The 19,053-nt window shown below is 54.3% G+C and carries 10 protein-coding genes; 1 reads left to right on the plus strand and 9 read right to left on the minus strand.

Features of this window, described 5'->3' with window-relative positions; translation table 11 throughout:
- Window positions 1–144 precede the first annotated feature (144 nt).
- Genes Q0721_RS01590 through Q0721_RS01615 form a run of 6 tightly spaced genes read right to left on the minus strand, consistent with a single transcriptional unit; the run spans window position 145 to window position 14,740 of the window.
- Complete coding sequence (locus tag Q0721_RS01590) at window positions 145–3,453, minus strand: ATP-binding protein (protein WP_299024608.1); 3,309 nt, start codon at window positions 3,451–3,453, stop codon at window positions 145–147.
- Between the two features lie 26 nt (window positions 3,454–3,479).
- Window positions 3,480–4,820: a C69 family dipeptidase gene (locus Q0721_RS01595; protein ID WP_299024609.1), complete on the minus strand. Its 1,341-nt coding sequence runs from the start codon at window positions 4,818–4,820 to the stop codon at window positions 3,480–3,482.
- An 8-nt stretch (window positions 4,821–4,828) separates the two neighbouring features.
- On the minus strand, window positions 4,829–5,506 hold the full coding sequence (cmk, locus tag Q0721_RS01600) for a (d)CMP kinase (protein WP_299024610.1): 678 nt from the start codon (window positions 5,504–5,506) through the stop codon (window positions 4,829–4,831).
- Between the two features lie 14 nt (window positions 5,507–5,520).
- Window positions 5,521–7,263, minus strand: a complete 1,743-nt coding sequence (locus tag Q0721_RS01605) for a hypothetical protein (RefSeq protein WP_299024611.1) — start codon at window positions 7,261–7,263, stop codon at window positions 5,521–5,523.
- Window positions 7,264–7,271: 8 nt separating this feature from the next.
- Window positions 7,272–12,530 (minus strand): DUF2298 domain-containing protein, encoded by a 5,259-nt coding sequence (locus Q0721_RS01610; RefSeq protein WP_299024612.1) that lies wholly within the window; start codon window positions 12,528–12,530, stop codon window positions 7,272–7,274.
- Between the two features lie 20 nt (window positions 12,531–12,550).
- Complete coding sequence (locus Q0721_RS01615; RefSeq protein WP_299024613.1) at window positions 12,551–14,740, minus strand: glycosyltransferase family 39 protein; 2,190 nt, start codon at window positions 14,738–14,740, stop codon at window positions 12,551–12,553.
- Between the two features lie 178 nt (window positions 14,741–14,918).
- Here Q0721_RS01615 and Q0721_RS01620 point away from each other — a divergent pair, with 178 nt between their 5' ends.
- Window positions 14,919–16,013 (plus strand): site-specific DNA-methyltransferase, encoded by a 1,095-nt coding sequence (locus tag Q0721_RS01620; protein ID WP_299024614.1) that lies wholly within the window; start codon window positions 14,919–14,921, stop codon window positions 16,011–16,013.
- 3 nt (window positions 16,014–16,016) lie between these two features.
- On the opposite strand, the gene Q0721_RS01625 is transcribed toward Q0721_RS01620, so the two are convergent.
- From Q0721_RS01625 to Q0721_RS01635, 3 genes are read right to left on the minus strand one after another with little or no spacing between them, the layout of a single operon-like run.
- Complete coding sequence (locus Q0721_RS01625) at window positions 16,017–16,841, minus strand: class I SAM-dependent methyltransferase (protein WP_299024615.1); 825 nt, start codon at window positions 16,839–16,841, stop codon at window positions 16,017–16,019.
- Entirely contained in the window at window positions 16,838–18,001 is a 1,164-nt protein-coding gene (locus Q0721_RS01630; RefSeq protein ID WP_299024616.1) for a glycosyltransferase family 4 protein, read from the minus strand. The genes Q0721_RS01625 and Q0721_RS01630 overlap by 4 nt, the downstream gene beginning before the upstream one ends.
- A gap of 15 nt (window positions 18,002–18,016) precedes the next feature.
- Complete coding sequence (locus tag Q0721_RS01635) at window positions 18,017–19,045, minus strand: GDP-mannose 4,6-dehydratase (protein ID WP_299024617.1); 1,029 nt, start codon at window positions 19,043–19,045, stop codon at window positions 18,017–18,019.
- Window positions 19,046–19,053 lie beyond the last annotated feature (8 nt).

The raw sequence follows: 19,053 nt of genomic DNA on the forward strand, positions 1-19,053 counted from the left end.
GTTTGAGTTCGCTTAGGGGTCAACTATAGCATGCATGCAAAACAAAATTATAACACGAAATTACGTTTTCGTAACCCCTCTGAAGAAATTTTAAGATTAGGATTGGGAAATCTCACACGGGTTTGCCCGCTCAAAGCAGATAAATTATACCATAGACTCGGCATTCTCAGGATCAAGAGGCAATTCAATATAGAATACACTCCCTTTACCCAACTGGCTCTCCACCCATACACGCCCGCGATGACGATCCACGATTGACTTAACAATCGCCAGCCCCAGACCCGTCCCCCGTTGTTCGTGGGCTTCCCGTCGCCTGCTACGATAAAACTTCTCGAACAGCCGGGGCAGGTCCAGCGGGGCAATCCCAATACCGTTGTCCCGAATCGCAAAAATCACCCGCTCATTTTGACAAGTGGCACTTACCCAAACGCTGCCATGAAGTCGGGTGTACTTGATCGCATTATCCACCAGATTGAGCAAGGCCTGTTTCAATAAATCAGGGTCAGCACGTAGGACTAGGCCTTCTGGGAGATGAAACTCGCTTTGAATCTCGATGCCCTTTTGAGCAGCCTGGGGTTGCAACTGCGCAATCACCTGATTAACCACTTCCGCAGGATTAAGATTTTCGAGTCTTAGCTCAATCCCGGCCTCAATCCGCCCTAAATCAAGCAGGTTGTTGACCAATCGCGTCATTGTTTCAAGGCCATGCACTATCTTCTGCAAGTAACTCTGTTGTTGCTCATTAAGGTCTCCAATCATTTGGAGCATAGTGACATATCCCCGAATCAGGGTCAACGGCGAGCGCAAATCATGACTTACCGTCGCCACAAATTCCGACTTTAGAGCATCTAGTTGCTTGTAATGGGTAATGTCCTGAAGGACGCACACCTTACCAATGGGATATTCCTCGCCCCAAACCGTCGCCACGCTAGCGTGATAAACCCGCCCCTCGGCAAGAGTAATTTCCTGCGACCGGAAGCGCGCCTCGGGTGGGAGAGAAAGGAGTTCTAAAAGCGCTGGAACCGTAATCACTTCCTCCAGAGTGCTTCCCGGAGTCACCTGCCCAAATAGACCGCGCACCTGAAGCGCTGCCGGATTGAGTAACAACAGCGTGTTCTGATTATCAAAAACCAGAACCGGCTCGGGCACTGAAGCCAACACGGCTTCCAGACGTTTGCGCCCTACCTCGGCCGTGGCATACAACCGTGCATTGGCCGCCGCCATCGCAATATTACCCGCCAGCGTTTCCAAAAAACGCAATTCCTCATCAGCAAAAGCACGGGGTTGATCATAGCCGATCCAGAACACGCCATAATAAGTATTCTCATAACGCAAAGGCAACGCCACCAGTGCTGCCGGGTAGGGCCGTCCCTGGATCACCTCCTGGAAACGCCGTGCACGACCCACATTGGTGATTGCCAGGAGATTCTGCTGGCGTACCTCCTCAAAGAGCACCTCATCCAGATAGGCAAAAGGCCCAGCAAGGCTACCCTGCCCTAAAGCCACCCCCTGCCCGCTAGCAAAATCCAATTTCACTTCTGGGATCAAGACCACCCGTGTCGTTACTACGTGGTCTCCCAACGTAACCTCCAATGCTGGGGCAATCGCCGCTTCAATATCCAAGTTAGCCGCTACCGCTTGGCTAACCCGTAAGAGCTTATTCAATTCCTCTAGACGTGCTTTCAGGCTTAAGCGCATCTGCTCAAAAGCTCGCCCCAGTCGTCCCACCTCATCCACCCCGTCCACTCGAACAGGCGCATCCAGTTGTCCCTGCGCAATTCGCGTGGCTTGGGAGGCTAAGAGAGACAGCGAAGTGACCAATGTACGTGAACCTACTCGAGACAGAATGACAAGCAACCCAGCAAAGAGGACCAGCAAGATCAGCGTAGGAGAAGCGATTTGTAGCGCCATATCCTGAGCGCGTTGCGCGGGCATAATCAGGATAACGCTCCACGGCTTACCCACCACGGGTTGATAATAAATAAACTGGCGTATCCCCAGAGGCGAGAACCCTTCATAAAAGCGGGGTTCACCGTCCCCAATAACGCCACCGAAGGGTTCACCCAGTAATACCCCCGCAGTAGGATTAGCCTGATAAAGGACAATCCCGTTCTCATCCAGAATAAAGCCATCTCCACCTTCACTCACAATGCTACGCAATGCTGCCAGAGCAGGTTGGGTGAAGGGGTTGGTGTCGAAATCTGTACGTCCCACTAAAACCCCTTTCACCCCACTAACGTCCCGTACCCCAGCCATAAATGAGACTTGCATCGAGCGCTTCTCCCCCGCTGGCAGGATCGTATACACCTGAATGGGAACGCCCTTAATAGCCAGACTAAGCCCCTGAGTTTCCTGAACCGAAAGAGGAGAGGCGTTCAGATCAAGGTCGGGATAGGCAGCTACCAAATGCCCCGTGGCATCAAAAAGCATTAATCGGTGGAAGTAAGGCACCGCTCGCAGTTGTTGGGCCAAGCGTTCGCGGATTGTTTCTGGTGGCTGTTCTAATAGAGCAGGGTCAGCCAGGCGAGCAACTAGGCTCTGCCCGCTTTCAAGAAAGTAGGGTAATCCCTCTGCTGCGACTTGAGCTGCCCCACTCAAACGCTCCCGAAGCATCCCCCGGGCAGCAGCACCCGCAACCATCCAGTGACTGGCCGTCATGATCAGAAACAAAAGCGTGACGAGAGGCAAAGCCACAAAAAGCAACCGATTGGCCAAACTGGTCTCCCAAGGCGCGGGGGTCAGGACAGAGGGGCGCCGCCAACCCGTCCCCGGGATCGCCGCCATTACAGCCGCCACCCCACCTGCCAGAAGCAGTTCCCCATAACGGACCAGGCCAGTCAACCAGGATTGGGAGAAGGCAAAATCAAGGCGTGTTGCAAGCCCACCAGGGGCAGCAAAAAAGGCCCCTAAGACCAAGATTGGCGCGTAAACCACTCCTGTAACAAGCGCAGCTACCCACGGCAAACGCAACCAGGCCCAGAAGCGCCCTCGGTACGCCTGGGTCACAGCAAATCCATAGAGCAGTCCTAACCCACTTATCAGTAGCGGGGTGAATAAATCATGCGTAACCCAAATACCAATGAACAAACCACTCTCCAGGGCTATCCAGGCGGCCCAGAAAGGCCCTAGCCAGCCCGCTGCTGCCACCCAGGGGATAGCCGCCAATGGCAGGAATAGCGGAAGGGGCGACTCGCCCGGCAAATAGGGCAAGGGCAGCAAAGCCTCGCCCCCAATTTGTAAACCGACCAGCAGGGTCATCAGTGGAGCAAGGAAAGCCAGCCCCAACAGGCGGTACCAGTGCTGACGAGCCGCCTGCAAAGCCCCGGGAGCCACACGCTGAAGCCCCCACCCCCAGAGAAGTAAAAGCAATCCCCATCCCAGCCAACCCACCCATTGAGAAGGCAGAACCAGGGAGGGTTCACGCATAAACGGCCAAACCCACTCAATCATCATCTACCCATTCTACCCCACTTCCATCCTTACATAATCTCGCTCGGCATTCGATCCAGGCGATTGAGGCTTTGCCAGTAAGCCATATAAAGCCAAGCAGCACGATCTCGAATGGGTAAACGACGGATGGCATCCAACCATCGCTGTTCAGTCGCCCTACTTTGCTCCAAGCAACGCTGACTAAACTGATAACGCTCTTCTAAGGAGGCTTCCACTAAGCGCTCTGCTTCTGCCAAAAAACGCGCTTCTAGAGCCTCTCTCTCACCCCGAATAGCCTCGATGCGGGTGGGATAATCCCGCAGGATTTCTCGATGCAGTACCTCATGAGACCAGAACAAGGATTCAGGATCATACTCCCCTCGCGGGTACGGCCCCATATCAGGCAAGCCGCTATCCAGCCAGAACGGCTTGAAAATGCTCGTACAAGGGGCTGAGGTTCCGGTGGCCCAAAAGGTAAAGTGCCCTGGCTTCAAATGGGCGATTAATGAGGCTACCGACTGGCTCCGCCGCACTGGGCCAAAAGCAGCATGCATACAAATATCCGCTCCCACCAAGCCCCGATCCGGGCGCCAAGGATTGCCCCGGGGGACATTATGGGTTCGCAGGGCTGTCATTAAGGTTAGAACCTCGATCCTCCCGCGGGCCCTACGGAGTGCGTCCAAACTGCATACCTGCCGCCGCCGTCCATCGCCAAAACGGGTAAACAGCCAATCCGAGTAGCACGCTGCAAAATCAAAGTCCTCACGCCGTTTGCACCACCCTTGATCCAACGCATAACGCACCACGTCTTCCGAGGCCAGATCCCAGGTTTTATGAATGCTGAGCGCGTTCGAAATTGTACGCACATCGCGCACGCGTTCGGCCACCCAATGTCGCCCCGCCGTCTCCAGCACCCAGGCTTCTCGAGGATCGGCGATCAAGAAACTATTGTGATAATAAAAGGGATGACGAAAACCACAATTTCCGCCCTGGCCGTAGGCCTCCAGCAGCCGAACAATGACCCACAATGCCTCCTCAGCCGTCTGGGCGCGCTCCAGAGCTAAGCGCAACAAATCCATGCCGGTGAGACCAGATTGTTTCTCATACGGAATGCGGGTGAAGACAGCTTCATTTCCAATGACAACCCCGTGTTCGTTGGCCCCCATTTCAGCCCCCCACATCCAAAACGGGCGCGAGAGAAGCACAGTATAGGTACGCTCAACCTGGGGAATCTCAAGATAAGTGCACCTGACACTTGCACCTGGCGGGTGGGTTGCGCCAGGAATTATTTCCAGAATCTGAGCCTCGTCCGGCTCACGATCGGAGTTCTTGGCAAACACCACAGCACCATCGGCAGTTGCCTGCCCGAGAGCAACCAGAGTATCACACATGGTCTCTCCTAGTTGATTCGTGCCAGAATTTCTTGCACCACTTCATCCACGCTTAGACCATCCGTATTGATGATGATGGCATCCACTGCAACGCGAAGGGGAGCAACCTCCCGAGTAGAATCCAGATGATCGCGCTGGCGCAAACCCTCTAGAATCTCTTCATAGCTGACCTCTTCCCCACGCGCCTTGCGCTCCAGGTATCGCCGGCGGGCACGCTCCTCGACCGAGGCATCCAGATAAATTTTGGCTTCTGCCTCCGGCAACACAACCGTGGTAATATCGCGCCCGATCATTACCACCCGTCCGCGCAGACCGATGCGCCGTTGTTGTTGGGTCATCGCCTGACGCACCCCCGGATAAGCCGCCACCCGTGAAACCCACCGATCCACTTCAGGACGCCGAATTGCCCAGGTTATATCTTCACCATCCAACCATACATCGGCCTGCCGTCCATCCTCGCGGCTGGGTGGCCGCACATCAATATGCACAGCCTGGGCTAGATGGGTAACCGCTGCCTCATCCTCAACCGATCCCAGGCGTTGCAAGGCTGCCCAAGTAACTGCACGGTACATGACCCCCGTATCAAAGAATAAATACCCCAGCACCTTAGCCACACGTTCTCCCACGGTGGACTTACCAGAGGCCGCCGGCCCATCAATGGCTATAGTCAACGGTGGTGTTTCCATGAGAATCCCTAAGATTAAGGAGTTGAAAGATTAACAACTTGTGGAAAACGATCCGCGCGCACCCACACAATAATCGCCTGACGTTGCAGCGGTGCCTTACGGTATATTATCCAGGATAACCACTCTCCTGGCAAGAAGAGCGACCAAGCCGGTGTTTCTTGCCACACAAAATCCTGACCACGGTAAAGGGCACTTACTCCCGGGGTTGCCATCTCTGAGGTAATAACGACCGAGGGGGTCTCCAAAGGTGAGAGTGTTTGAACAAATTTAGCGTGGTAGAACTGGCGCAGCGCCCACCTTAAGGCATCTGACTCAAGCCCTACCACACCAATATCTATTGCATCTCGCCGCCCGGTAACCCACTCTGAGACATCCCCTAATGTCTTTAGGAGCAAATCTTCCTCGGCCACATAGGGTTGAGGGCCCCAGATCTGGGCTGAGGGCGCCCGTCCCAATCCGGCTGCCTGCCAGGTGGCCGAAAAAGTTAGCAAGGCAAGAAAGATTGTGCCACCCCAAAACAACCCCCGGCGAGCTATTGGTGCCCCCCACGTCCATCCTACGACCAGCCAAATGGCAACCCCCAAGAGCACAGCTCCTAGAAACGCTAATCCGCGTATCCAAAGCCACTGCGGATCCCCATTACCAGGCACCAGCCCCTCTAAATTAAGCCACAAATAACCCAACAAAACAAAATAACCGGTGGCAGCAACCAGCCAGGGCATGCGCTCCGTCTCACGAAGGCCACTCAGCCTCTGCACCAGGGTAGAAGCCGCCAAAACCCATACGGGTACAAGTACCCAGATCAGGTGGCTCACCTGACGCCCTGGATACACCATCAAAATAACTACCCCAACCCCTAGCCAGAGGGTGGCCAGACGTGACAGAGTCGCCATACGGCGCCAGCCTTTGGTCCACTGGCCCAGGGCCAAGACCCAGCCCAATGGCTGATAGACGAGTAAAGCCACCCCCAATAACCCAGACGAGACGCCGTCGGCTACCCACCCACGCAGGAATTCAGCCACACCAGTGGCCGCTGCACCCAGGCCACGCCCCATGATTCCCAGGCCACTCCCCAATAATAAGACAGTTAACAAAGCCGAAAGGGCAAGACCTGACCAGGAAATCGGCAGTCTGGGTTTCTCCCCAAAGAGCAAAGGAGATGCTTCAACTGAAAAGATCCCCTCGATCCAGCGCCACAATAACCAGGTCACTCCTAGAATCAGGCCACCCAGCCAGAAGGAAGCACCAGAAAGAATCCCCAACGCCAGTGCAATCCCGGCTAGGTGCCACTCTCCACGCCAGGAAAAGGTGACCAGCCCCAACAGACTCCACAAGGCCAGACTATCAGCCGCCGCCAAGCGTGAGGTTGCCACTAACCCGGCATCCAGCGCCAGGCCCAACGCCAGGAGAAGCGCCAGACGTTGGCCCAACTGACGTCGTAGTAGCCATGGCAAGCCCACTACCAGAGTTCCCCATAGCGCGGGCCAGAACCGCGCGGTGGCCTCGCGGGCGCCAAACAGGCAAAATGCTAATGCTGTGGGCAACAGATAACCGGGTTGCCCTGCCAGGCCGGGAACTGAGTGTCCCTGCGCCAGTGCATAAGCCTGCCAGGCCAAGTGGGCTTCTCTCTCGCTTAGAGGAAGCCTATCGAGAGCCACCAACCGCACGAGAAGCCCCAACGCAAGCACCCCCGCAAAAAGGCTCATCTCCAACTTGGCTGTCGACTGCGGCACTTGACTTAGCCGTGATATGCTCATGCTAACCCTCACTCACCCAGATGGATCACCTGATAGATGGCAGTATCGAGATCCTGGTACACCCGTCGCCACAATTTGCCCTCTTGGGCCTCAAATTTCGCCAACCCCTCAGCCTGATAAACCGCTTTTTCCAGTTGTCCCACAATAACATAAGTGACCTGATACCGATCCAGAAAGCGCTGGGCTTCTTGCGGATCGGTTGCATTGTAGAAAGCCGCAATGGCTGCCACCCGCTCGGTGACCCAGGTATCGGGTAATAGGGCCCGCTGCTGGCGCTGATGCCAGTTCCACCCCACCACGCCTGGCAGACCTGTATATATCGTGAAACGGTTACCCCAGCGGTATTCAGGAACATTGGCTTCCACAATTACTGGCGACCCTTGCACTGTCTCTTGCATCCAGCGGATGGCGCGGTAGTCCTGACTCAAATCCAGGGTGTGCTCACCCTCCCAATAAGTTGAAAATGACATATAGGCCATGCCATCAAGGGTATGGGGAGCATTGGGGCTCATGCGATCCCGAATCTTATCCGCCCCGCCTAATAAAGGGAAGAGAAGGGCACCTCCGACCAAAAACCCTAGCCCCACTTTCCATACATTCTGCCAGGCTGGCTTCCAAAACCGCTGCGCCGCTGGCCACAACCAAGTCATTGCCACCGCTGCGCTGATTCCAAACAGCACCCATGCCTGGAGATAAAACTTGAAAACCGTGTTCATGCGACCAATGTCGCCCCGCAAGACCACCAACTCGACCGCCAGTGTGAGCGCCAGTGCCGCCATGCTCATAACCAGTACTGCCTGTTTGGCATGATCGTGGTGCGGACGCAATAGAAGCAACCCCGCCCATAACAACAAGAGCATCACCAACCAGGCGACCTCAATCCCTAGCCCCTTAGTTAAGTAGACCATTGCCCCCATATAGATTAGTCCACCGACTAGAAGTACGTATCGGTAGGGGTAGACGCGACGCAGTGCCGAGAGAGGCGTCGTTGCCATCCAAATGTAGGTCTCCCACGCGTACCAGAATACCAAAACAAACAGGAAGACCCCCCAATGGGTGAGATAGGACCAGAAAGGCGAGCGGGCCCCGCGCCACCAATCAATAGCGGCATACGCCTGCCCATACCAATGACTAAACGGCGCATAAAGCCACAGTGCCAACCCTGTAAGGGCTACCGAAGCCGCCCCAATAGCAACCCGGCGCCTGAACCGCGGCGGAAAATAGGGACACCACCCCTCAGGAAGGTCACCATTTTGCCAGCCGCTAAATATCACCGCCAACAACCCCAACCCTAAGTAGGTAGGCAAATCCCAGGTGTTAGTGGGCCGCAAGGCTCCAATGCTCAATCCGCCCAGAAAGAACAGCCCTACTGTCCTCAATGACCACGGCAGACCCTCTTCAGAACGCATCCAACACCAACCCGCAAAAAGAACCGCCAACCCCCATCCTAATGCCAGAAGGGTTAGAGGAAGAGCAAACAGATGGGCGTGAGGATCGGCATAGAGAAAAGTAAAGAATGGGAATTCGGTAATCGGTTCACCCGGATAAACACGGCTTGGAATCCAGTACCAATCCCCAGGCGCATAGGGAAGGTGAGCCCCGGCGACCAGACGTCCTAGCCCCTGTATTGCCCAGATCACTTGTTGAACAAAATTTACACCCTCAATTTGCCCGTTGGGAGCCACCAATCGTTGTAAACCCTGCCAGATCATGCGTACTGTGCCTAGGTTGCCCAAGATCAACACACCTACCGCTGCTGCCCACCCTCCCAGCCACGGCTTGGCTTCTACCCAATAAGGCGACTCGGGGGCATCTTGGTGGGGTCGGCGCGTGTTTGCCCAACCGACCAGATTGAAACCTGCACTGAAAGCCCCCAGCGCCACAAAGGCAAAAAATGAGGGCAAAATCAAGTTATAAGCAATCGCGGGGACAATTCCTAACCACTTCGTTGGCACAGCCGCCAGGGCAAAGCCGAAGTAATAGTAATTGATATACCCCCCCGCAAACCAGGGATCATAAGGCGGGAAGGTTGTACTTTTAAGCACGGCATTGAAATAGGAAAAATCCATTGGCTTTTCACCCCCCTTGTAGGGGTGCCACAAATCCGGATTACCCAGCCGAATCAACAGAAAGAATGTAAAAAACACTAATGCCAAGGCTTCAACCCGCAAGATGTACCGCCATCCCTGGCGCAATTCCTGAAGAATGGCTTTACGCTGCAGAAAGCCTAGCCCCAGGTTAAGCCCCAGAAGGCCCACAGCAGTCAGCGAAATCGTGAGAGGGGTGAAGGGAACCCCCAAGGAGCCCAACACCCACACCCCCCATCCCAAGCACAGTAATCCCAAGATGCGCAGCAAAGGATATCCCCGATCGGGGAGATAGCCAAAAGCCAGCCGTGCCAACGGATAAACCATCCATCCTAGCCCCGCAAGCACCCAATACCAGAGAATTAGCCCCAGGCCTGGGTAACGATTGTACCAAGCCGAGGTATCAAACAAGGCAGACCAGGTGCCCCCATTAACCTGTTGCACCCAGCGCTCCAGGGGAAGCATAAGCGTTGCGGGGTAGGACTTAAAATTGCGCGGCGTCAAGCGAATAACTTTGCTTAAGTCCACACTGCCCAACAATGCACGCACCTGGGTCGGGTCATAATCGGTTCGCTTTTTGAAGATCAGCACCTTAGGGTGATCATACACGGTAAAGGCTTCTTCGGCAAACTGGGTGTTAAGCTTGAGCGGCCCTAGATTGGGGTCACTCTGGAAGACCTGAATCAACTCAAAACCCAGTTTCCCCTCAAACATGCCCGGCTGAGCCACGCTGTAACACCAAAGGATAGATTGACTCTCCGGGCACCCTAGCAAATTACGATAATAGGCCGTCGTCAACGGATAACGTTCTGGCACACGGGTTGTGGTGCCCCACTGGCGATTCGAGGTGATAAAAATATAATCTGCCTGATCAAGAATGGAGAGGAAGCGTGCCAGTTTATCTTCGTTATCATCCCAATACATTTCAAAGTTCAAGCCACTGCGGTAAATCCCCCCATACGGATCATACCCATCCATGCGCAACGGCAGACCGTCATCCCAGGTGGATTCATGGGCTGGGGCACTGCCATACACAGCAATCTCGCCCTCGCCAGCCACAACGTCCAAGGTCAGAAGATACCCTTTATCCTTTTCCAGCCAAACGGGCGCGCTCAGCGCAATTTGGTAAGGCTCGCCGCGTGGGTCTCCTTGCGCCTGAAACGTGCCCCGGAACTCTTCCGCTACTAGTGTAGCCCCAGTAGCTGACTCAACCACCTGGAGGCGTAGGGTTTTGGTCTCATCTAAATCCTTCCAATCCACAACCCGGTTTAGCCTGATCCCCGTTAGTGTGCCCGATTGAGTGGAAACAAAAGGAATCACCCAACCCTGGCCGGGCCGCAATGGCTCCACTAGGGCTGGGATAACGGTGAGCCGCTGAGGGACCTGCTCATTACCCAATTGAATAGCCCCGTTCAGACGAAGCAGATACCCTTCACTTTCCAGGCTAATCTCCAACCAGTAAGACCGACCCGCGTCAAGCTGAACTGGCGTTTCCAGAGCGATGACGCGCGCCCCCTGCTCTTCGGAAGTGGCATAGGTATCAGTCATCTGACGGATTGCCAGAATACTACCCTCTCCCTCGCCCTCCCCAAGGGTAACCCGGATCGTCTTTGGATCCGCCCCAAGGGAGGGATCATAGATGGCTGTCAACCATATCCGTGAGACCGTCCAGGATTCGGTAGGGGTAAACACCCAGCGCAGAGGTCGTGAAGCGGTAAGTGAGACTCCCTCGCGTACGGGCAAGGGTTGATTAATTAGCCCAGAGTTAGATTGGATTTGCAAGTTAATTGGACCAGGCACGTGCTGGTAAATCCAACGACTAGCAGCGACACGAGTCACCGGACGCGTGTAAATGCGGGTAAACGCAAATGCCCACAGGAACGTCCCCACCAGCACCAGTCCTCCCAGTCCGGCCGCAAGTATCTGATATCTTTTAGAACGAACAGTCGCCGCGGATTCTCGACCCTTTTCCCACACCTGAGTCACAGCCCAGGCCGCAATGATGGCCAACGCTGGATAGACCGGGAGTTGATAACGCATGGCACGTGTGAAATTTAGACTTTGCCATGTAAAGTACAGCCCTGTCCACCCCCACAATAAAAGGTGCTCACGCCACTCCCCTTTGAGAATGCGATAGCCCATCCAAACAAAGCCTGCCCAGGCCAATATCCCTAACGGTAATCCTAATCCCCACTTGACCATGTTATCCCATGCAAAAGTGACCGGGCGTCGCGCCCACTGCAATGCTGGTGGAAAATCCACGTCACCATTGCTGAGATTGCTCAACTCACGCAGGTTATCCACCCAGCGCGGGTTAATGGCCAACCCCCAGAACCCTGGCCCACTAAACGCGTAGGGTTGAAAAACGCGAAAGCATAAGAAGGCCACACCGACCGCCAGTGCCAGGTTGCGTATTATTTTTGCCCCGAGTGTATAGCGCACCCCTGCGGGAAGTCGCGAAAAACGAATCAAAGCCGCCAACGGGAGTAAAACAGCAACTGGCAACGTGCTCACTTTGGAGGCCAATGCCAACCCCAGTCCCACCCCGAACAGCAGATAAAAACCCACTGGCTCTTGCGCCTTCAGGGCAACATTTGTATTCTGAGAATCATCGGGCCACGGCGCAGTCATCACGCGCACCGCGGCGTAGAAGGCCAGATAGAGGAAGGCATTGGCAAACGTATCTACGGTAAAGTAGTGCGAGAGTTGAATTTGCAACACGGCCAGCGCAGTAAACGCTGCTGCCAACGCCCCCAGGGCATAACGGCGATAAAGATGCCGCGCAATGTGATAAACCAGAAATACAGTGAGCAGATCCGCCAACGCCGAGAGCACCCGTCCCACCAGGTAAATTTCCCCGTAGCCGGTTTTTCCGAGCCCTTCACCAACCCACCGCACCAGGAATAAGGGAAGCGTGCCATACACGTAAAAACCATAGCCAACCACGTGAGGGTTGAGAGGAGAGGTAGCCGTATTAAAATACTCCGCCAGGCTACTAGGACTGTGCACCGAACTAGCAACCATGGTCATAAAACGCTCATCTGGGTGAAGATGTTGCTCTTCATCCCAATCCAATCCCAGCAAACGGAAATAAGCTCCAACCAGCAGGACAAGAACCAGCAGAGCTTCCCAGAACAACCTTCGATGCGCGTGACTTTTTTCCTCAGATGCTATGCTCATATTTGGCTCGTTCATATGTTTCAAGGGGTCTGAGGAGGAACAAAGAAGATCAGGAAATCTTTCCCCTCACGGTGACTATCATAGTAATAGAGAAAACCCGTTGGGTAAAGCGCACGCAATTTGGCCAAAGCCGCTTGATCTTCGGGTTTGAGAATGAAGAGCTTGGGATCCGGCTGGTCGAGTGTCTTCTCGAAATCCTCAGGCCATAACGCATAATCCTTAAGCGGATAGCCCGCATTGATCCCCACCAATCGAGTATCCACCCAGTAAGGATAAGGCACCACATAGGCAGTATCAGGAGTACCAATAGAATCCGCAAAAGCACGGATGACATGACCGATCTGTGAGGTGTTCCAGGCACTCGCCATAAACTGGCGGTCGAACTCCCGGAATACCAAGTTGAAATTCTGATACCCAACCGCGACCAGGAGTCCGACCCCCACCAGCCCGCTGATCGCTTGTCCCCAGCGTGGATATAAGTGCTTCTTCAACGTCTGCCAAAAGGAAACCAATCCAATGGCTGCAATGATAAACACTGGAACGATAGCCCCGCCGGTTCGATTGAGTGAGGGATTTTCCTCAGGAAAGGCCAGCGAGAGAATTGAAGGCATCATCAACATAGGAACAGAAAGTAAGAGAAAAATATCCACCCAGTGACGTTCTTGCACATAACGAAGGGTAATGATAACCAGACCGAGAAAATAAAACGCCGCAGTAAATAAGTCCAGTGCCGGACGTCCAGGAATGGAATGCACCCAGATGGTGCCATTGTCATAGAAAAACATGATCAGGGCTTTCCATAAATTGCTCAAGAAAATTTGCCAAACCGGCGCTGGGTAAGGACGCTCAACCGCACTAAGGCGCGTTAGTGCCCGAAAGGCAAACATTTCGGGTTGTTCCATCATATAACGCAGGAGCGGCAGGAATACCACTAATGCCGTGAAAGCCAGTGCCCCAAAAGCCCATACCGTCGCCCAGCGGCGCCCTTGGGAATGCCGGTGAAGCAAGTACAGTCCTACCGCTAGCCCCATGACAACCGGCAAGAGTCGAGTTGGGCTGTATCCATGCAACCCAATACCCACAGCTAATCCCGCCCAGATAAAATCATTGCGTCGCCCATGCCGCAGCCCGCGGATGAGGAAGAACAAGGCTGGCGCAACTGCCATCGGATAGAGCGGGAAGCGTAGTCCTACGCGCGAGATGACGTTCGGCCAGTAAGCCACGCCGGCCAAAAAGAAAGCCACCAGTCCCACCCATTTTCCCCCGATTTCTTTGCCCAGCAAATAGATAAATGGAAGGGCAACCAGCCCGGCCAATGCCGTGCCAATCTTTAGACTCATGAAGGATAAGCCTGTTCCGGCTACCACGGCGATCAAAGCGGTTAGATACATTTGAAGCGCTTCTCGCCCGGTATTGCGTGGGAAGAAAATCGAGGTCTGACCCTGTAATACATCAGCCACATCAAGTAACTTTTCGGCATGATCACTGAACATCTCCCCCAACACACTATCCAAACGATAAAAACGATAAAAGACCACTACCAAGGTGGTCAGTGCCAATACTACTGTCCAGCGCGATATCGTGACCGTCCAATACGATTGACGCAACCTGTTCAGCCAGTCTCGATACCCCCCTGCCGACTGCGTAGGGAGCAAAAAGGCCGCCAAAGTTGCAGCCAAACACCCTAGCCATAGAATTAGATTCAAAGGCGTAAAACGATTGCCCCCTAATGCCAGGAAGGCAAAAGGCATTAGCCCTGCCGCTAGCATTACTGCGCGGCTTCGTACTTTTAGCGATAAGGGTGCAGGCGGGGTCTCGTTTTCAAGCGCCGGAGCGCGCCATTCATGCTTCCAGATCGCCACGACCAAGGCTATCAGCGCCAGTGCATAAATCCCCACTGCCACCAACGGTGACCCTTCTCGAGGCGGCTCCAACATGCGCTGTGCCAGGAGAGCCAGCCCCACGGCGGACAAACTCAGCCAGGGTATGCGGAAAGGTTCATGAGACACCGGTTGCAGAACCGGCCTGGTAGTAGTAGGCGCGGGTTCAGGTGCAGAAGAAGCCTGCGGAGGAACTTCGACGGTGGTCTCGTCCAAGGATGATACAGAAGAGGGGGTCAGGGGTTCTTCGAACGGCGGGATGGCTGGGGGCCTTCCCCGCCAGGGAGTCAGCAAGGCTTTTACGAAATCCAGGATAGTGGGTTCTTTCATAGTCAACGTATCTCGTAAGCGCGACCTTTTCGTCTGGCGGATGACCCCAATTGAGTGTATATCATAATTCAAGACCCAAGGACTGGCAAGCGTTGCGGTCGAGCGTGTGGGCGCCGTTCGGATGAAGTATGATTATGCTAAACTTATCCTGAAAGTCTTTTGGAAAGTAGAGGGAACCATGGGATCGGTAAATGGACTGCCCCTGGATACCATTCTAGAAGGCGATTGCTTGGAAATCTTGCCTCAACTCCCCTCGAATGCCGTGGACATGGTATTTGCTGATCCCCCCTACAACCTGCAACTACGGCAAGCCCTCTACCGCCCCAACTTAACTCGCGTGGATGCAGTGGATGACCACTGGGATCGCTTTGAATCATTTGCCGCCTACGACGCCTTTACACGTGCCTGGCTTTCCGAGTGTCGCCGTGTGCTCAAAGATACCGGAACCCTCTGGGTCATTGGCACCTACCACAATATTTACCGCGTCGGCGCTCTGCTCCAAGAACTAGGGTTCTGGATCCTAAACGACCTGGTTTGGATCAAAACGAACCCCACTCCCAACTTCCACGGTACCCGCTTCACGAATGCCCATGAAACCCTGATCTGGGCGCAGAAAATCAAAGGAGCTAAGTACACCTTTAACTACCAGGCGATGAAAGCCCTTAATGAAGACCTTCAAATGCGTTCTGATTGGTATTTGCCCACTTGCGTTGGAAACGAGCGTATTCGCATCAACGGCGAAAAAGCCCATTCCACCCAAAAACCCGAGGCTTTACTTTACCGCATTATACTGGCCTCAACACGGCCTGGTGAAGTGATCCTGGATCCCTTCTTTGGAAGCGGAACTACCGGTGCAGTAGCCAAAAAACTTCACCGCCACTACTTGGGCATAGAGCGGGACCCTCGCTACATTAAAATTGCGCAAGCGCGTATCCAGGCCATCATACCTGCCCCCGACCCAGCCATGGAATGGGTAGAAGCGCGACAGCGCCCTCGCATTCCGTTCGGCGCTCTATTAGAGGCGGGCCTGCTTCAGCCCGGTCAGCGCCTTTACTTCCGAGGTTCGACCCCTGAAGCCATCATCCTTGCCAATGGTCACCTGCGTTGTGGTGAGATCAGCGGCTCCATCCACACCGTGGCGCGCGCACTTTTGAATAACGCTCCCTGCAATGGTTGGGAACTGTGGTACTACCGCGATGAGGCCGGGAGTCTTCATCCCCTCAACGACTTACGCGTGCGGCTGAGTAAAATGTATACCTGGCTAGGACAGTAGTGCTCATTCGCGCCGGGTTACATAGAACGTATAGACCCCATCTTCGCATACGGCCGTCTGATCATAATAGGGTTGTACTACCCGCCGGGTCAGACTGAGATTCCAAGCCGTCGGCGCAAGAATCCACCTGCCGGTCAGTTTGCGGACCACCCATGCGGGAAGACCAAAATAATGCCCCCACTCCATACAGGCTAGCGCCTCGGGTGAAAAGTAATGCCAATAACGCTCCAGGATAAAACCCGCTGTCCTCAAACGTTCGTCCCAACGGGGCACATCATCACAGTGATAATGGCGTGAAATACGGTTGAAGAAACGCCGATACCCTTCGGCCAGTTTATGCCGCCCCAATCGTTCCAGAAAGCGCGCCACTGAAAGTGACCGGGTAAAGCGGTGATTGGGCACACAAAAGACAAAAGGTGCCCCAGGACGAAGAACCCGGGCTATTTCTTGTAAAACCGCCTCTACATCCGGGATATGCTCCAACACCGAATTACTCACCGCACTGGCAAAACTTGCCGAGCCAAACGGCAATGCATTCCCATATCCACGGAGTACCCAGCGATACCCCCCATAATCCTGTGCCAGAGGCAGAACCCTTGGATCCGGATCCAGTCCCACATCCAACGGCTCGGCAAAGGTTACACTAGCAAAGTGTCCGTCTCCACACCCAATATCCAACACTGGACGTGGAAGCTGCAGATTCTGGTAGAAACGTGCCTCGACCGCCCGCAGCAAAGCGCGGAAATAGGGCAACTCACGCAAGTGCAACCAGAGCAAGTCGCGCTCGCCAAACTGTTGGGATTCAGAAGGGTTCTTGTTGACGCTCAATGCAACTCATCCCACATGGTTTGAAACAAGGATTCAAAATGCACAGCAATAGCATCTGGGTGATATTGCTGGCGAATAGCCTCACGATCCACACTGAACTGTTCCCGGTTCGCCAAAACGTCCAGGATGGCCTCTGCCAGTGCATGCGAATCCCCAACCGGGACAATGCGTCCCATGCGATGCTTCAGCACCGGCTGACGCACTCCGGGTAGATCCGAGGCCACACAAGGCACTCCATTCATCATGGCTTCAATTTGGACTAGCCCAAAGGCCTCTGTTGAATTGAGCGACGGCAGCACCAGCACGTCAATGTTGGGATAGAAACGGGCCATCTCCTCCGGACTCAACACACCTAAAAAGCGCCAATGCCCCTGTGTTTGGAGAGTCTCGATACGGGGAGCCAGACGGCGGAAGTATTGCTCCTCCCCCACAATGTTCTGGTAAGGCCCGGCAAAATGAACCTGCGCTTGGGGATAGACCGCTAAGATACGGGGTAAGGCGTCCAGAAGCACTTCCACCCCTTTTTCGGTGGCAAAGCGCGCCGCCATTCCAATAATGGGACGGTAACCTGCGGGGTTAAAGCGCCGTCTAAATTCCTGAATACTTTGTGAGGTGACCACCGGCAATTCTACCGGCGGGGGGATAATATGCAACTTGCGCATATGCCGCCGCAGATACGTTGAATGATCTGCGTAATCCTGAGTGTAAGTGACAATCCGGTGGGTAAACAGTGCCGCCAATTCATTCATAACGAGCACAGCCCGATTCGCCAGCCAAGCCACCAGCCCCGGGGGCATGCGCAAATCGCAGTGATAAGTGATAACAGTGGGCTTGCGGAAGAGCCGTCCTCGCAATGCAATACCGGCAGCATCAAATTGGGGTAAATGCAAATGTACCACGTCGTGAGAAAGCACCAGACGCGTGGCCAGGAGGCCTAACGTGGGCATGATGACCCCTTTGCTCACCCGCCATAGCACCGGTGCACGGACAATTCGCACACCATCCATTTGCTCCTCACGCGGCAAGGAGTGTTCATATTGTGAGGTAAGCACAGTCACTTGATGTCCCCGCCGGGCTAGCGCTTTGGCCAGCCGCTCCGCATATATTGTTAAACCCGAAGTATGAGGGCGATAGTAGGTAAGCACGGTTAAGATGCGCATCGTTGCTCGCCGGGTTCAAAAAAGATTGAGGTTGCTTCTGACCCAATTAACCAGACGCTCCACCCCTTCTTCCACACTGACCTTAGGTTGCCAATCCAACCATTGTCGGGCCTTACGAATATCTGAAATGTAAACCCGCTGGTCACCAGGGCGCCAATCCCCATAGTCAACCGGGATCGGGAAGCCTACCAAACGCTCTAGAAGCGGCCCAAACTCACGCCAAATCGAGATGCTATTTTGGGGCCCCCCTCCAATATTGAAAATCTGGCCAGCCACTGAATCGATACACTCAATAGCCGCATCATAGGCATCCAGAAGATCATCAATAAAGAGCAGGTCACGCACCTGTTTGCCATCCCCATAAATGGTCAACCGACGCTTTAGCAAAGCGGCAATAACAAACCAAGCCACCCATCCTTGATCCTCCACCCCAAACTGACGCGGTCCGTAAATACAAGACTGGCGCATTACCACCGTGGGCAAACCATAAATGCGCGCATAGTCGCGCACGTATTGGTCACCACACCCCTTTGAGCATCCATAGGGGGAGTGAAAATCGAGGGGCTGGGTCTCCGGACAACCTTCGGGAAGGTCCTGATAGTGCCAGCGAGTTTCACCCTCCACCACAGCCACATTCTCCATGCCACCATAGACCTTATTGGTTGAAGCATAGATGACAATAGGGTCCTTTCCCGAAAGCCGAGCTGCCTCCAGGACGTTGAAGGTGCCCAGCGCATTAATTTCAAAGTCACTGCGCGGATCGGTCACCGAGGTAGTAACGGCAACCTGTGCTGCCAGATGGACAATGACATCCACACCCTGCACTGCTTTGTTTAGCTGCTGCGCATCCCGTACATCCGCCACAATCAGACGATAGGCATTCTCACCAAAAGTGATACGCAGCCACTCTAGATTACGCACCGCACCTACGCGTGAGAGATTGTCATAAATAATTACTTCGTGCCCCTGACCAATCAACCGGGCAGCATAATTGGAACCAATGAAACCTGCTCCTCCCGTGATAAGATAGCGTCGCGGCATCATACCTCCAC

The sequence above is a fragment of the uncultured Thermanaerothrix sp. genome, assembly GCF_938028735.1.
Lineage (GTDB): Bacteria > Chloroflexota > Anaerolineae > Anaerolineales > Anaerolineaceae > Thermanaerothrix.

Excerpts from the sequence above, each read along its gene's own strand:
- Q0721_RS01630 (WP_299024616.1), bottom strand. The coding sequence starts at position 18,001 with ATGCGCATCTTAACCGTGCTTACCTACTATCGCCCTCATACTTCGGGT.
- Q0721_RS01605 (WP_299024611.1), bottom strand. The coding sequence starts at position 7,263 with ATGAGCATATCACGGCTAAGTCAAGTGCCGCAGTCGACAGCCAAGTTG.
- Q0721_RS01610 (WP_299024612.1), bottom strand. The coding sequence starts at position 12,530 with ATGAGCATAGCATCTGAGGAAAAAAGTCACGCGCATCGAAGGTTGTTC.
- cmk (WP_299024610.1), bottom strand. The coding sequence starts at position 5,506 with ATGGAAACACCACCGTTGACTATAGCCATTGATGGGCCGGCGGCCTCT.
- Q0721_RS01595 (WP_299024609.1), bottom strand. The coding sequence starts at position 4,820 with ATGTGTGATACTCTGGTTGCTCTCGGGCAGGCAACTGCCGATGGTGCT.
- Q0721_RS01615 (WP_299024613.1), bottom strand. The coding sequence starts at position 14,740 with ATGAAAGAACCCACTATCCTGGATTTCGTAAAAGCCTTGCTGACTCCC.
- Q0721_RS01590 (WP_299024608.1), bottom strand. The coding sequence starts at position 3,453 with ATGATGATTGAGTGGGTTTGGCCGTTTATGCGTGAACCCTCCCTGGTT.
- Q0721_RS01635 (WP_299024617.1), bottom strand. The coding sequence starts at position 19,045 with ATGATGCCGCGACGCTATCTTATCACGGGAGGAGCAGGTTTCATTGGT.
- Q0721_RS01620 (WP_299024614.1), top strand. The coding sequence starts at position 14,919 with ATGGGATCGGTAAATGGACTGCCCCTGGATACCATTCTAGAAGGCGAT.